The sequence below is a fragment of the Paenibacillus sp. FSL M7-1414 genome, assembly GCF_038003195.1.
In the GTDB taxonomy this organism is placed as follows: domain Bacteria; phylum Bacillota; class Bacilli; order Paenibacillales; family Paenibacillaceae; genus Paenibacillus; species Paenibacillus amylolyticus.
Map to the genome: position 1 here is coordinate 5,999,445 of NZ_JBBOOS010000001.1, position 14,978 is coordinate 6,014,422.

At 44.9% G+C, this 14,978-nt stretch carries 13 protein-coding genes, 1 pseudogene and 1 riboswitch; of the genes and pseudogenes, 4 read left to right on the forward strand and 10 right to left on the reverse strand.

The genetic code is table 11. The features are described from left to right. Nucleotides 1-58 precede the first annotated feature (58 nt). The 8 genes and pseudogenes from mmuM to MHH92_RS26400 all read right to left on the reverse strand — a co-directional run bounded on the left by mmuM (nt 59) and on the right by MHH92_RS26400 (nt 9,591). A complete protein-coding gene (gene mmuM / locus MHH92_RS26365; protein ID WP_253503439.1) occupies nt 59-1,126 on the reverse strand; it encodes a homocysteine S-methyltransferase in 1,068 nt (355 codons plus the stop codon). After that, a pseudogene (gene mmuP, locus MHH92_RS26370) lies at nt 1,106-2,516 on the reverse strand (S-methylmethionine permease); the annotation flags it as partial. The pseudogene mmuP and the gene mmuM, both read right to left, overlap by 21 nt. Before the next feature lie 92 nt (nt 2,517-2,608). Beyond that, nucleotides 2,609-2,710: riboswitch (SAM riboswitch) on the reverse strand. 70 nt (nt 2,711-2,780) lie between these two features. After that, a complete protein-coding gene (locus MHH92_RS26375) occupies nt 2,781-3,983 on the reverse strand; it encodes a Ger(x)C family spore germination protein (protein WP_076253520.1) in 1,203 nt (400 codons plus the stop codon). Then, nucleotides 3,980-5,080 (reverse strand): spore germination protein, encoded by a 1,101-nt coding sequence (locus MHH92_RS26380; protein WP_339191275.1) that lies wholly within the window; start codon nt 5,078-5,080, stop codon nt 3,980-3,982. The genes MHH92_RS26375 and MHH92_RS26380 overlap by 4 nt, the downstream gene beginning before the upstream one ends. A gap of 39 nt (nt 5,081-5,119) precedes the next feature. After that, complete coding sequence (locus MHH92_RS26385; protein WP_340907157.1) at nt 5,120-6,832, reverse strand: spore germination protein; 1,713 nt, start codon at nt 6,830-6,832, stop codon at nt 5,120-5,122. 149 nt (nt 6,833-6,981) lie between these two features. Next, nucleotides 6,982-7,902 carry a methyl-accepting chemotaxis protein gene (locus MHH92_RS26390; RefSeq protein ID WP_340907158.1) on the reverse strand — a complete coding sequence of 307 codons (921 nt, stop codon included), beginning with the start codon at nt 7,900-7,902 and terminating at the stop codon, nt 6,982-6,984. A 472-nt stretch (nt 7,903-8,374) separates the two neighbouring features. Beyond that, nucleotides 8,375-8,899 carry a VOC family protein gene (locus tag MHH92_RS26395; RefSeq protein ID WP_340907159.1) on the reverse strand — a complete coding sequence of 175 codons (525 nt, stop codon included), beginning with the start codon at nt 8,897-8,899 and terminating at the stop codon, nt 8,375-8,377. A 248-nt stretch (nt 8,900-9,147) separates the two neighbouring features. After that, the gene (locus MHH92_RS26400; RefSeq protein ID WP_253503467.1) at nt 9,148-9,591 is read right to left on the reverse strand and encodes a VOC family protein; all 444 of its coding nucleotides are present in this window, start codon (nt 9,589-9,591) and stop codon (nt 9,148-9,150) included. 87 nt (nt 9,592-9,678) lie between these two features. On the opposite strand from MHH92_RS26400, the gene MHH92_RS26405 reads away from it, so the two are divergent. Further along, complete coding sequence (locus tag MHH92_RS26405; protein ID WP_253503470.1) at nt 9,679-10,647, forward strand: helix-turn-helix transcriptional regulator; 969 nt, start codon at nt 9,679-9,681, stop codon at nt 10,645-10,647. A 38-nt stretch (nt 10,648-10,685) separates the two neighbouring features. Here the strand turns inward: MHH92_RS26405 and MHH92_RS26410 are convergent, their stop codons facing one another. Continuing rightward, the gene (locus MHH92_RS26410) at nt 10,686-11,867 is read right to left on the reverse strand and encodes an MFS transporter (protein ID WP_253503473.1); all 1,182 of its coding nucleotides are present in this window, start codon (nt 11,865-11,867) and stop codon (nt 10,686-10,688) included. 169 nt (nt 11,868-12,036) lie between these two features. Here MHH92_RS26410 and MHH92_RS26415 point away from each other — a divergent pair, with 169 nt between their 5' ends. Together MHH92_RS26415 and MHH92_RS26420 are read left to right on the forward strand one after the other, a co-directional pair. Beyond that, complete coding sequence (locus MHH92_RS26415; RefSeq protein WP_315370515.1) at nt 12,037-12,918, forward strand: LysR family transcriptional regulator; 882 nt, start codon at nt 12,037-12,039, stop codon at nt 12,916-12,918. Nucleotides 12,919-12,939: 21 nt separating this feature from the next. After that, entirely contained in the window at nt 12,940-13,614 is a 675-nt protein-coding gene (locus MHH92_RS26420) for a VOC family protein (protein ID WP_315370514.1), read from the forward strand. Between the two features lie 43 nt (nt 13,615-13,657). Here the strand turns inward: MHH92_RS26420 and MHH92_RS26425 are convergent, their stop codons facing one another. Continuing rightward, complete coding sequence (locus tag MHH92_RS26425) at nt 13,658-14,023, reverse strand: MerR family transcriptional regulator (RefSeq protein ID WP_164783186.1); 366 nt, start codon at nt 14,021-14,023, stop codon at nt 13,658-13,660. Nucleotides 14,024-14,152: 129 nt separating this feature from the next. Here MHH92_RS26425 and MHH92_RS26430 point away from each other — a divergent pair, with 129 nt between their 5' ends. Next, the gene (locus MHH92_RS26430; protein WP_340907160.1) at nt 14,153-14,803 is read left to right on the forward strand and encodes a nitroreductase family protein; all 651 of its coding nucleotides are present in this window, start codon (nt 14,153-14,155) and stop codon (nt 14,801-14,803) included. Nucleotides 14,804-14,978: the final 175 nt, after the last annotated feature.

Here is a 14,978-nt window from a genome sequence, read left to right on the forward strand (position 1 = left end):
AAAACAAGCCCTTCCATACCTCTATAGGATGTGGAAGGGCTTGTTATCATGATATGAACTATTTCCGCCATTTCTTCGCAAGTGCACCAATCTGATGTGGCGTAGTACGGCAGCAGCCGCCAATAATTTGCGCGCCCGCAGCAACCCACTGCTCCGAAGCATCACTCATGCTGCCACAAGTACCCTGTCCGCTCCACGTCTTCGTTGCTGCATCATATACTTCTCCCGAGTTCGGATACACAATAACAGGTTTATCGCTGGTACGGCTCAAAATACCCACTGCTTCCGTCACCACTTCCATCGGAGCACAGTTCAGGCCAATCGCCGCAACCTGCGGCTCGGAGCCAAACTTCTGTGCACATACCTCAAGCGGTGTGCCCTCGCTGATGCTTGTCCCGTCTTTTAAAGAAAAAGATAACCAAGCATACGCATGAGGGAACTCCTTCAGTACATCAACCAGCACCTGTGCTTCCTGCAAGGAAGGAATCGTCTCAAACGCAAGAATATCAGCACCTGCTTCAATCAGCGCCGCCATACGTGGACGGTGAAATGCGACAAGCGTCTCATCCGACACGCCGTAATGTCCCACATACTCTGAACCATCCGCCAGATAGGCGCCGTACGGACCAACGGACCCGGCAATAATTGGACGTGGACGAAAACAATCTCCTTCGCGATCTACTGTACGATCTGTTATATGCTCCTCATTCTCCTCAGTTTCGGAACGTACTGAAGGAGCTTTTACAAGCTGACCCTTTAAACCTTTACTCCCTACTACACCGCTCTGCACTTCTGCCCATACGTCATCTCTCGCTTGTGCAGCCAGTTCCACCGTCTTGCGGATCAGCTCCAGTGCTGCCTGTTCATCAATCCCTCTCTTGCGGAAACCATCCACCGTCGCCTGATAACTGGATGTAATCGCACAGTCGGCTCCTGCTCGAAAATAATCTGCATGGACCTGAACGATAACATCCGGATTCTCAATTAACACACGAGCCGACCAGAGCGGATCATCGAGATCACATCCATGCTGTTCGAGTTCCGTTGCCAGCGCTCCATCCAGAATCATGACCGGATGTTCACGCAGGATCTGTTCTATGGGGTTATTCTGTTGTGCTTGCGTCATGTACTTGTCCTCTTTTCTTATTCACACGTTCTGTCAGATAATAAGCAGCGTAACATACTGCGATAAACGGAACCCCACAATACAGCGCAATTCGCTGTGTCGGGTCAAAGGCAATACCTATACATGAAGCCAGGCATAATATAAATGAAACAATCGGTACCACCGGATATAGTGGTGTGCGGTAGACCAGATCTTTGACCGCATGTCCTTCCCGGATATATTGTCTGCGGAACATGTATTGGGAAGCGCTGATGCTCATCCATACCGCAACGACAGCCAGACCTGAAATGGAAACCAGCGTAATATACACCGTACCTGGCGCAATAATACTGGACAGCAATGCCAACGCACCACCCACCATACTAATTAGAAGTGCATTCAGGGGTACCCCGCTTTTGGTCAATTTGGCAAACCACGGAGAGATCGTTCTTTTGTCAGCCAGAGACCAGAGCATCCGTGAAGATGCATACAGGCCTGAATTGGCAGCAGAGAGAATCGCCGTCAGAATAACAAAGTTCATAATGTCTGCTGCATAGGGTACACCCACCCGCTCCATTACCGCTACAAATGGACTTTCCAGTACACTGGCATCCGACATGGGCAGCAAGGCCGACAAGATAACAATCGTTCCGATGAAGAAAATAACCAAACGCCACAGCGTTGTATGAATAGCCTTTGGTATCGTCTTTTCCGGGTTCTCCGTCTCACCGGCGGCAATCCCGATTAACTCGGTACCTGAGAAGGCAAAGTTTACAGCAAGCATGGTCATCAATATCGCTGTAGCCCCATGAGGGAACCAACCGGATGCGGTAATATTCGATAGAAATGGAGCCGGTTCAGAATCCGCCATGGGAATAATACCAAACATGGCTGCGCCACCGATAATAATGAAAATTACGATAGTAACTACTTTTACAGATGAGAACCAGAACTCGGATTCCGCAAATAATTTCACCGTTAGAGCGTTAAACAGAAAGATCATCAGTGCAAAAACCGCGCTCCATATCCATACGTTTACCGATGGGAACCAGCGCTGCATAAGCAATCCAGCGGCTGTGAATTCGGAGCCAAGCGCAACAGTCCAGGTTAACCAGTACAACCAAGCTACCGTGTAACCTGTTGCTGGTCCGATATATTTGGCTGCATAACTATGAAATGCTCCCGTCTCTGGCATATGAACAGACAGTTCACCAAGACAGAGCATCACCAGATATACAACGATGGCTCCAATCAGATAGGACAGAATGGTTCCCAGTGGTCCCGCCTGCTGAATGGTGTAACCTGAGCTGAGGAATAATCCCGTTCCAATGACTCCTCCGAGAGAGAGCATGACCACATGCCGTGCCTGCATTTTCCGCTGAAAATGCCCTTTGTCGTTGTTGTTCTCCATACCTGCTGCTCCCCTACTTCTTCATCCAGAAAAAACAAAAAAGACCCACTCTGCCTAAAGAGTGCGCCGTTACTGACAAATAAAAACAAACGCTCCTATCTATCAGGCTTTCACCCGCTGGAATTAGCACAGTATCCTTCAGATCTGTTGCTGAGGTTTCTAAGGGCCAGTCCCTCCACCTCTCTGGATAAGAAAATGATTTTTTACTAATATAGCGATCTATCATGAATGTGTCAACATTTAAATAATAAATGGCACACCTCGCTATTCGGTGGAAGACCCCGGATTGGTGATGGTGGTCTTTACCTCATAGGTGATCGGCACGGTGCTAAAAATTTTATCCCAATCGTCTTTGACTTTTTTCCATGTTTTAGGTTCTTTGATACGTAAGCTATCCCGAAAATCCGCAACATCTACTTTATAGGTATGCTGCAGTTTGTATAACAACTGTCGAATCTGTTGTTTGGCAAGTTCAGCAAATTCTTTTTCCAATTCACTGAGATATGCACCTTTTTCCTCTTCCTCGGGAGCACGCCAATCCTCCATCAACCAGCCTTCGGATTCAGTTTTCACATGGAATGAAATATCATCGCCAACCACTTTTGGAATTATTGTTGTTTTTTTCTTCTTCATTTCATATACAACAGTGAACCCCTCTTTATTGTATGTCTTCAAGATACCTCCTTTTTCTTTAGGTCTGAGCCAAGATAGCCCTTCTAGATCCGTTTGGCTGAGTTCCCCGATGAATTTGGTTGTTTTCCCATCAAAGATACTGGCACCGGAGAACTTGTCCTCTCCATTGAAGTTCAGTACATTCTGGAGCAAAAAGCTGGAACCGGATTGCATTTGTGCATCTAATTTGGAGAGTAGAACGGGGTCCAGGATTTTATTGGACAAGTATGAATTACCGGTAATACCTGTAAGATAAAATGCTGGAATCCGGGAAGGATCATCTGAAGTCAGTACATCAACAGCGCGATGATGGCTAATCAACACTAGACAGTTAGGACGAATATCGTTATCCCGAAGTACAAAATCCAGCAGCTGGTCCAGACCATACTTTTTGGCGATATCCTTGGACACAACGATAACCTTCAGATGATGTCCGATGAGCGGATGATCTCGTCTCAGTGCAAACTGACGAAAGATTTGCAGCAAGGAATCTCCGGTAAGCTGTTCATTGGAATAGGACGTTTTACCAGAAGCAGGCGAACCGGATTGTTGGCTCTTCTGACTGCTGGAATTACCGGGAGCAATCTGTACCGTGGCTGTCACATTGTTCTGCTTGGAATACCCTCCTCCCTGATTGGCGATGTTCTCCTCAAATTCAGTCTCTTTGCCGATATCGATCCCGAGACCAACGTAGACACTTAGATCCTCTATCTCTCGACTGCTCCAACATCCGGATATCGTTAAGAGAATGCATAATACAGTGGCTAAGCGTAACAACATGCGGAATGTAATCATGCATGCTTGCCTCCTTTTTTGCGAATCAGACTTAACAACAGTAGTACCAGAGGTAAAATGCCAAACAAAAATACGGACACATTGCCTAGCATATCTCCTAGTACGAAGGTATCATCCACTGTTTTGGGTATCATTGCTGTCAGATAAATGAACGGCAGCAGGCCGTACATGATGCCTTTGATTTTTTTGGAACGAAACAAATCACGAATACCCACCGAAGCGCAGTAATGTGTAATTGCTGTAGTCGAAAAGATTTGCATAATCCAGATGACCAGCAATAAGGATTCAAAACGCTCGAATATCAGACCCTGGATTTCGAAGCTTCTTACCAAATCCAGCGTTGGCCAGGTTCGAGTTTTGATGCCATCGAGCGATAAACTGCCTATAACCATCACCACCGTGATCAAGTAGATAATAGTGGATATGAGTATCCCCCAGGTCATCGCTTTATTGCTCTTCTTCGGATTTTTCATATAGGCAGTCATGATTAACATCACCTCATAGCCCGTATAAGATAATAGTGAAGGCTTCAACCCTTGGAAAACGGGCATAACCCCATCACCGAGCACGGGTCTCAGATTGCCAATCTCGAATAGCTGATTACTAAGCAAAATTTCAATCACAAATATAATAATCGTAATTGGAAGGATGATCTCAAACACGCGTACGATAACGCCAAGCCCGCCTGAGATCATATATACACCGATCCACATGAAGACCATCACAATCGCCCAGGTGGGGGTGCGTTCGAGCAGATACATCCCAGTCACTTCAGCCATAACTCTGATTTCGAATGCGGCAATAACTATGAAATACATAATCATAGACAATCCCAGTATGTAAGCAATCCAGCTGCCCGTAATCTCACGGGTGAACTGGAAGACGGTTTTCTCCGGAAATCTGCGACACAGGGTAACCAGAATTATTCCCACACCTATGATAATGAATCCAGATAGGATAATGGAAATCCAGACATCCGGTGTTCCGACAGCTTTGCTGGTCGTTCGAGGTAGTGTCAATATCCCGGCACCAAGCATGTAATTGACAATAATTACAACGGCCTGTGTCGTCGTTAGCTTTCCTTGGGAGCCATTCACTTTAGTTCACCTCCAGACCTTCAGTAGATGGAATTCCATTTATTTTTTCCGATCATCATCTATCGGATTAGTCATCTTGGGACGCATTCTCATCATATTTAACGGAGCACGGATAACGAAGTCTTTCCATTCATTGATGTGATAAGGAACGGCTGGTGCAACATAAGGTACGCCAAAGCTTGAGAGTCGTGCCAGATGTGTACACACAAGCAGAAAGAACATAACCACGCCAAACAATCCAAGTACGGCTGCGCTGAACATAGCGGCAAATCGTAGAATCCTTAGCGTTAATCCCGCACTATAGACCGGAATCGTAAAGGAAGATATGGCTGTTACCGCAACGACAATGACCAGAAATTGGCTTATTATTCCCGCTTGCACCGCTGCTTGGCCAATAATCAGACCTCCTACGATACCCATCGCTGGCGCAATCGGTTTGGGCAAGCGTATCCCGGCCTCCCTCAAGATTTCAATTGAAAGCTCCATGATGAGTACCTCAATAATTGAAGGGAATGGCACTCCGGTACGCGTTTCAATAATCGTCAATACCAGCTTGGTTGGAATAAGACCCGGATGGAACGAGATAAACGAGATATAGAGCGCAGGAGCAAGCAATGCCAGCATCGCGGCCATAAAACGCAGCACTCGCAAAAATGTTCCAGGAATCCAGCGTTCATAATAATCCTCGGGAGACTGAAGCAACATGCTAAAGGTCACCGGTACAATTAATACAAATGGCGTTCCATCCAACAAAATTGCCACTCGGCCTTCCAGAAGGGCACCCATCACCCGGTCAGGTCTTTCCGTATTCAGTACCTGCTGAAAAGGACTCAGCGTATTATCTTCGATGAGTTGTTCCACATAACCTGATTCCAACATCGAATCCATATCCATCTCTTCAATTCGCTTGCATACTTCAGCAACGAGATCTGGATCGGCAATATCCTGAATATAGGCTATCGCCAAATCTTTTTTGATCCGTGAACCCACTTCATACTTCTTAATAAACAGGCTCTGATCACTTCCATAACGACGTAAAATGCCTGTATTATCGCTTAATTGCTCTGTAAAACCAATACGAGGCCCACGAAGCAGTCCCTCTGACAAGGGTTCATTCATACCTCTTGTTTTGATCTTATGAGCTCCAATTAATAAAGCACCTGGCAAACCATCAACCAGCAGTGCATTTTTCCCAAACAACACACCAACTGCGAGTTCTTGGAGGGACTTCGTCTCCTCAACCAGACTGACAGGAAGTAATTGATCTTGCAGATATGCCGACAGTAAGTGTGCGTTGTCTGGATGAAGGAAACCCTCCTGCTTAAGTAGAGGAACACCTTCGAACATCAACGGTGTGATCAAGTGATCATCAACTAAGTCCTGATCTACCAGGCCTTCGGTATAAATGACCGCAGCCCGTGTATTCGTTCCCCTAATAATAAATTCCCGAATATGCACGTCTGCATTGAGTCCAAAGCTTTCTTTCACACTCGTCAGATTCATGCTGTACTTTTCGGTTAATTTTATATTGGCATATTGGCCTGTTTCGGTCCCTTCACCCTGCCCTTTGGCTGCTGGCGAGATATCCTTCGAGGATACGGACGATGGCTTGGAACGAGAGAAGCTTCCGCGCTTAATGGCAGCATTGATCCAGCGCATGCTCAATGTAATACCAATTGGAATGATGAAGACCAAGAATGCCTGAATCCATATGGACCAATCCGGCACGTAGGATACAATTGTTGACCACATGTTCCCACCCCAACATTTCTCTGCATGACATAGCTGCAGGTATTCCCAAGTATTGTGTCCCCGTTTGATCACAATAATTCCCGTTTTTTTGAGTACTGAACGACAAAAAAAACGGTTCCTGTGCAAGGAACCGCTATTACTATATATTGTTATACGATTCTGGTCACATGCTCCGCTTTGGCATCCAACAAGTGAGCTGAAGCAGCAATTGCTGTAAAATCATTCAATGCGATCTCAATCTGCTTCTGGCTCTGCTCCACATATTCTTCTACTTTTTTGGTACCACCCGTGATATTACCAATCTCCTTGGTTATTCCAGTCACGCTATCACGAATCTCATTAATCGAACTCTCCACCATTGCGGATAGTTTCTTAACTTCCTTGGCCACGATATCAAATCCTCGTCCGTATTCTCCTGCATGTGCAGCCTCAATGGCAGCATTCAACGCGAGCAGTTGCGTCTGAGACGAAATCTCGCGTATCGTTCGTACCACGCCCTGAATCGATCCGGCCTGTTCCTGCAAATGAGTCAGCGTTGCACGGTTAGAAGTTGACACCTCTGAGATATAGGAGATACTGGACATCAATTCCTGACTCCGTTCAATGCCTACATCTGCCTGCCCATTCAGTTCATGAGACATCGTTTTCAGTTCGTTCACTACGACGGAAATGTTGTTCTGACGGTTGGTAATGTTGGTGGCGATTTTGGAGACACCCAGTATCTTCTGATTCGTTTCATCGTACACCGGCATATATGTCGCCTCAAGCCATACGGAATTCCCCTTTGCATCCTTGCGTTCAACCTTGTCCTGAAAGCTGACACCATTAAATATGCTATTCCAAAAAGCATCATAGTCCGGGGTATTCGCAAAATGACCGAAGCACAGTTGCTGATGCTTCATGCCGTACATCTCATCTACCGTATATCCCATCGTCTGGGCAAAGACTTCATTCACGTAGGTTACCCGGCGATCCAGATCAAATCGAATGATAGCAAGACTTTTCTCCATCGCCTTGATGACCATTGCATCGGTGACAACATCTTTCTTTTCCATATCTAATATAGACACTTGATAACCCCCACAGTTCATTCCATAATAGACAGCCTTTAACTAGCAAAAAACAATCATAACAACATATGTATCCATCAGGTTCTAGATGGCTCTACTATGGATACCCAATTTGCAGCATTTTGGATCACCTGTTGTCATTTATTTTTATTGCAACCCTGTGAAGTCAAAATATATAGTTGTTCCTTTGTTTCAATGCTTCTTCAATATTCTGGATAAAAGGGTTCCATCAACATACTTTCGGAGCATATTCATCGTCCAGAAAAGAGACGTTATAACTTATCTTATCCGTAAAATATCTCTGTATCTACTAGTACGTATCGTAACATAAGGCAAAGAGGTATACACTTCTGTATTTGTAACGTATTTGTAACATAATTTCTGTTTTTTAGTGACTGTTTAGCCCCTATATACAAGAAAAACAGAACGATTTGTCTTGCATCGTCCTGTTTCTTATCCAGTCTCATCTTTATTATTTTTTTCGTGGTGTCCAGCGCTTCGTTTCACTGTGATTCGGATACTGAATGCCCGCAGGATAGGAGATCAGCTCGATCAGCATCCCCCAAGGTGCTCTTCCATACACAAACTGATTGCCTTCTCCACCTTCAATATGACCGGTCAACGCCCCAGGCTCTGTTAGCAACACCCCGCCCGCTTCTTTGAAGTGTCGTGTAGCTTCTTGCATATCGTCCACATACAACGCCATATGCTGCAATCCGTAATCTGATGCCCTAACTGGCTCCGATTGCGCTGTATTCGCGTACTGAAATAACTCTATACTGGCGCTCTCCCCTAGCGATAACATCCGAATATGAATAACCTTTGCTCCTGAACGCAGTCCTAATTTACGCTCTGCCTCGGGTCCTTCCTGTGGGGGATCATCCGGCGTTATATGGTCATAGGCAAGTTGAGCTCCAAACGCCTGTTGTAGAAATAGTGTCGCCTGCTCCATATCCGGTACAGTTATTCCAATATGGTCGATTCCTCTCGTAATCATGTTATCCCTTCTTTCCTTTATCCATTGAACTTGCTTGTACACAGCGACATCCGTACCTATATGATTTACACGAAAAGAGGGCCGCTATAACCATTCAGCTGTCTCACTTATCTGATGGTTGTGCGAACGACCTTGTATAAAAACCGAAAAAGAAGAGTGCATGATATCCATGGCTCTTCTTTTTTTGATGTTTTTAAGTTAGTTACAGGTTTACATAACGAGTGCTTAACCGGGGGCCTGAACTCATTTTAAAAATCATGTACAGTGACACACAGCTGAATCGCAATGCCAAATGGGTCCCTTACAATACCGTATCCTGGGCTGAATTCATTTTGTTCATACGGTACCAGTACCTTCACACCCTCATGTTGCATCAGAGAATGATACAGTTGATCGATGGTATCTTTATCCTTGGATTGAATACATAGCGACGTGCTGTTCCCCAGCTGCCATGCTCTCTCCGTGTCCATTGCTTCTTCCGCAATCATGACTTTGTTAACCCCAATCTCCAGCACCGAATGTGTAATATACTCATCTTGACCGGCAGGGTACTCGAAACCTGGGTTCATCTCCTTCATCTCTTTATAACTTTTCTTGAATATCACCTTGGCGTCCAGAAACTCCTCATAAAAAGCAATGGCTGCCGCCGCATCCCCGTTCATCGACAAAAATGGTATCACTTCAAAATTCATTATATTGCCTCCTTGTTCCTATTGGATTACACTTATCACTATAACAACGAAAGGTGCCAATCCATGGCACCATTAAGAGGGTTTGATATGAAAAAATCAGAACGTATGAACCAGATGCTGCGCTTCATTAATCAAAAACAACAGTTCACCCTGCAAGATCTCATGCAGGAGTTCCAGATCTCCAAACGAACCGCGTTAAGAGATATCACTTCATTGGAAGAGTTAGGTGCGCCCATCTATGTCGAATATGGACGCTACGGCGGATATCGACTGCTGCAACAGATGCAGCTGCCTCCCATTTCGTTTAATACGGGGGAGCTTCATGCCCTTTATTTTGCGATGCAGGCTCTCCGCAGCTTCTCCAGCTTACCCTTTCAAGTCTCTTTCCGTACCATTCATGAGAAATTTATGAGCGCGTTATCCGACAAGCAACGACAGGATATTGAGAACATCCAACACCGGGTTTACTTCCAACATACCGAGCAGATCCGCGACAGTGCACATTTGGAGTTTCTGTTGATGGCTGCTGTTCAGAATATAGTGATCCAGATTACGTACGCTAATCAGCGTAGATCCTCTGATCAAAGGCCATCTTCTGCAAACACCAATATCCGCACCATTCAACCCATCGCGCTTTATGCCAGGAAAGGTTATTGGTATTGCCAGGCCTATGATCTGCAAAAACAAGCTTATCGTGTATTCCGCTGCGACCGCATCATTTCAGCCGAAACAACGGAGATTGAACCTTTAACTCATGTAAAGGAACTCTATTCACAGGATGCCCAATCCCTATGGAAACCATCGGAACAAGCAATTCCATTCAAATGCCTGATTGACGAAGCCGGGATGGAGCTATTCCAGCAAGAACATTTCCCATCTATGCAGATCATCGAGAAGATGGGACACATGTATCTTGTCGGTTCGTACGAACCTCACGAGCTTGATTTCATAGTGAGATATCTTGCAGGCTATGGTAAATCGATTAAGATTATGGAGCCCATCATCTTACAGAAAGCATTAAGGCAGTACTATCTGGACTTGTTGGATCATGTATAAAGATCATAATTCTATAGCCATTTTACTTTACATGCCTTTTAGCTCTGCTCCTGGCTAACTTTTAAACTTTTTTTATTGCCAATAGCAACTTGAACGATAATCTGCAACACGATGATGATAGCCAAGCCATAAAATGCTTGCACAAAGCTGCCTGTTAGATCGCGGAGCCAACCAATCGCCAGCGGCCCAAGTGCTCCAAGAATGTAACCCCCAGATTGAGTCATAGCGGACCAGCTACTTGCTTCCTGAGCATTGTTTGTCTCATCAATCGGCAACATAAGTGCAATCGGGAACAGTCCACCTGCACCAATCCCGAGCGGAATCGCCGCGAGCCACGGACTGACAGAGAGATTCAGCATCAGGACACCTATTAATTCCAACATCGCACATCCAACAAGCCAGAAGACACGTTTTTGGTACCGATGTACAAGCATGGGAATGAATAATGTTGAGGGCAGTGATATCAATGTAAATAACGTTTGGATGTTGCCAGCAGTCTCTTGGCTATATCCATGGCTCTGAATGGCTGGCGCAAGCCAGGCGGTTAATGAATAGAAGATCGCGGCCATCAATCCAAAGAACAGTGTCAGCACCCATGCACGCCTGTTCTTCACAGGAAGTGGTGCATGGACTACAGCCGAAGTTTGTCCGGATTGCCGCTCTGTACGCGCAGACCAAGCTAATTTTAACCAGATTGGCAATGCAATGGCTGCGAGTAATGCCCATGTAACCAAAGAACCTCTCCAAGATCCACCCAAAGTATGCTGAAGCGGAACCGATAATCCCACACTAATGCTGGCCCCCATCACCATTGCTGTTGAATAGATGCCGACCATAGCTGCCACTCGGTTAGGGAAATACTGCTTAATGAAGCTGGACAACAGCGGCCCTGCCAATGCAATCCCTACACCTGACAGAAAAGAAGTGAACATCATCAACGGAGTTGCGCCTACAAACAATCGTAATCCCGTACCTATCCCAATAAGGATTAAAGCCAGCACAATGGCACCTTCGTTCCCCCACCTTCTACTTAGTCTTACAGAGAATGGAGCGAATATGCCCATACATAATACCGGTAGTGTAGTTAACAGACTGGCGGTCATGCCGCTCAAACCCAGATCATTCTGTATGGTACTCATCAGAGGAGAAATGGAAGTAATCGGTGGTCTTAAGTTCAGTGAAGCCAGAATAAGCGCCAATACAATATAAAAAAGTTTCATTATGAATCACCTCATGGGAGTAGTCTCGTTGCCTTCACCAAAGATCCTATTCTTTAATGACAAGATCTTCGAGTGGTGCACGAATTAAGTATAGGATCATTATAATGATTGAACAATACTATTGTTTCTATTAAAATGATTACTAAAACCAATGATTAGAGGTGAATTCATGGAGATTCGTCAAATGGAAAACTTTATTACGGTGTGTGAGGAGCTTCATTTTACACGGGCAGCGGAGAAACTTGGCATATCTCAACCTACGTTGAGTCAACAAATACGTGGGTTGGAAGATGAACTTGGTGTTCCTTTGTTTGACCGCGTCGGCAAAAAGATTGTGATGACCCAGGCAGGCACTCTGTTTCTGGAGCACTGTGTACAGATGATCCGGCATTTACAGAATACCCAGGATGCGCTAGCTGAATTCCGGAATGATCAGCGGGGACGATTGGTTATTGGTGTTCTTCCGTCGGATTTGGATTACCGTATCACTCCGCTGCTCGTTGATTTTCATGCCCGATTCCCCAAGGTGCAATTGAAGGTTATCTCTTCGATCTATGTCGTAAATCAAGTGTTGGAAAATGAAGTCGACATCGGCATCGAGATCACGTCTGCCCCTGATAGGCGGCTTGTACGCATTCCTTTGTGCAGTGAAGAATATGTACTGGTCGTATCCGAGAATCATGATTGGGCTGAACGAAGCACAATTGAAATTCAGGAGTTGCGTAATATCCAAACGGTGATGTTCCCCGAAGGATTTACAGGCAGAGAATTGGTCGATGGCTATTGCCGTAAATATGGATTCACCCTAAATACCATCATGGAGACCAGTTCGGCAACCTCCATCATTAGCCTGGTCAAAGCCAACGTTGGAGGAACACTGCTGCCTTATCCTCTGATCAAAGCCATGAATGAGCCCACGCTACGTTGCATCCGAATTACAGACGATCCGCCCTACCGGCACTTTGAGATCATCCATCGGTCCGACCGTTACCTGACGCAATCGGCCAAGGCATTTATTGAGAAAACAATCGAGTATTTCAATCAAAGGTAAGATTAAAAGGAGGATATTCAAATGATAATAAGAGAAGTTGGTTTGTTAACACATCAGGTCGAGGCCATAAAAGAGTTTTACGGTACACTACTGGAACTGGATCTTGTGGAGGATAATGCAACATGCGTTTCATTTCGTGCGGGGAACTCGGTCCTATCTTTCAAGAAGGCGCCAGAACAAGAGAAGCCATACTATCACGTAGCGTTTACAGTTCCAACGAATAAACTTGCTGATGCAAAAAGTTGGGCTCAAGACCGTAACATTTCATTGCTATCCATAGATGGACAAGATGAATTTTATTTCCCCTACTGGGATGCAACAGCCTTCTATTTTTATGATCCAAGCGGCAACTTGATGGAATTTATCGCTCACCATTCACTCGATAATGCAGTTGATGAAGCTTTTGAAGCGAAGCATCTGTTATGTATTAGTGAAATCGGTCTGCCTGTCGATGATGTTCCTGAGACAATGAACACATTGAATGAGCATTATCAACTTGAACCATTTGCCGGAGACGGAAAACAATTCTCCCCCACGGGTGATGCAGAAGGCATGTTTATTGTCATTGATAAACAGAAGCCATGGTTCCCAGACGAACGTATGCCTGGTGTATTTGTTACAGAGGTGAAGGTGGAAACTGGGCAGCCCGGTAATCTGCGTATACAGGACGATATGTACTCGATTGAATCGATATGATGTAAGAACGTACTGAATGAAAACCTTAAGAGGGACTTCCGGCTTAATACTTACCAAAACCATCCTCACACGTGATATCCGATTTAAGAATTTCGTACAGATTTTGTTTGGAATTCTCTAATTTATTTTGTATTTCTTCAATTTCTGATATTTTCGCTTGGATAACGCTTGCTTGATCATTACTTGAAAACCCATGTTTAGAGATCATAGATTGGATCTCATGGATCGTAAAACCAACAGCTAAACATTGTTTGACCACTTCCAGATGCTGAATAATGCTCTGCGCATATATTCGATAGTTATTATGATCTCTCAGCATATGTTCATCCGGGATCATACCTATTTTCTCGTAGTAACGAATCGTGGATATCGGAAGGTTTACATGGTTCGCTACTTCACTAATCTTCATATGTATTTCCCCCGTTTCTTCTTCTTGCTATAAAGTATACTTCATAGTTTACAATCCTCATAGTGAGACAGATGGAGATATAATTTATACCCTACTCTCACCAATATAGATATGAGGAGAGATTTCAATATGAACACAATTACCGGTCAATACAACAAAACAAATGATTTTGATACCATCGTCTTGGAGCGCCATTCCGTTAAAGCCTACGACCCTGAAGTGAAGATCAGCCGCGAGGAGATGACCGAAATACTGGCGAAAGCTTCACGTGCCCCTTCGGCCATTAACATGCAACCTTGGCGTTTTCTTGTTATCGACAGTGCCGAAGGGAAAGAGAAGCTTGCACCACTGGCCTCTTTTAACCAGACACAGGCACTAACGTCTTCCGTTGTCATTGCCGTATTTTACGATGCCAACAACGTTGAATACATGGAAGAGATTTTCAGCAGATCAGTGGAACTTGGGTACATGCCCCAAGACATCATGGATATGCAGATGCAGCAGGTAAAACCTTATTATGCGAACATAAACGCATCCGAATTGCGTGACATGAACCTCATTGACTCAGGCCTCATATCCATGCAACTCATGCTCGTTGCCCGTGCCCATGGTTATGATACCAACCCTATGGCCGGTTATGACAAAGGCCAGATCGCCGAAGCGTTCGGCCTGGATAAAGAACGGTTCCAGCCCGTGATGTTGATCTCCATAGGGAAAGCAGCCAAAGATGGCTATCCTTCCTATCGTCTCCCGGTTCAAACGATTACAACTTGGGCATAATCAACAGCTACTCTCAAGACTAAAATGACTATGGATGATACTATAGTAAATACTAAGTCTGAAAAATAGATGGAAATCACTGTGCATCCCATAATACCAGAGTACTCATCCTATATCAGTTAAAGGCTTTCATTATAATAGCCTCATACTGATTTGGACATAAGAACATTAATTA

Bases quoted from the DNA above. Each gene is read 5' to 3' on its own strand.
- mmuM (WP_253503439.1), bottom strand. From the start codon at position 1,126: ATGACGCAAGCACAACAGAATAACCCCATAGAACAGATCCTGCGTGAA.
- MHH92_RS26375 (WP_076253520.1), bottom strand. From the start codon at position 3,983: ATGATTACATTCCGCATGTTGTTACGCTTAGCCACTGTATTATGCATT.
- MHH92_RS26385 (WP_340907157.1), bottom strand. From the start codon at position 6,832: ATGTGGTCAACAATTGTATCCTACGTGCCGGATTGGTCCATATGGATT.
- MHH92_RS26395 (WP_340907159.1), bottom strand. From the start codon at position 8,899: ATGATTACGAGAGGAATCGACCATATTGGAATAACTGTACCGGATATG.
- MHH92_RS26400 (WP_253503467.1), bottom strand. From the start codon at position 9,591: ATGAATTTTGAAGTGATACCATTTTTGTCGATGAACGGGGATGCGGCG.
- MHH92_RS26405 (WP_253503470.1), top strand. From the start codon at position 9,679: ATGAAAAAATCAGAACGTATGAACCAGATGCTGCGCTTCATTAATCAA.
- MHH92_RS26410 (WP_253503473.1), bottom strand. From the start codon at position 11,867: ATGAAACTTTTTTATATTGTATTGGCGCTTATTCTGGCTTCACTGAAC.
- MHH92_RS26415 (WP_315370515.1), top strand. From the start codon at position 12,037: ATGGAGATTCGTCAAATGGAAAACTTTATTACGGTGTGTGAGGAGCTT.
- MHH92_RS26420 (WP_315370514.1), top strand. From the start codon at position 12,940: ATGATAATAAGAGAAGTTGGTTTGTTAACACATCAGGTCGAGGCCATA.
- MHH92_RS26425 (WP_164783186.1), bottom strand. From the start codon at position 14,023: ATGAAGATTAGTGAAGTAGCGAACCATGTAAACCTTCCGATATCCACG.
- MHH92_RS26430 (WP_340907160.1), top strand. From the start codon at position 14,153: ATGAACACAATTACCGGTCAATACAACAAAACAAATGATTTTGATACC.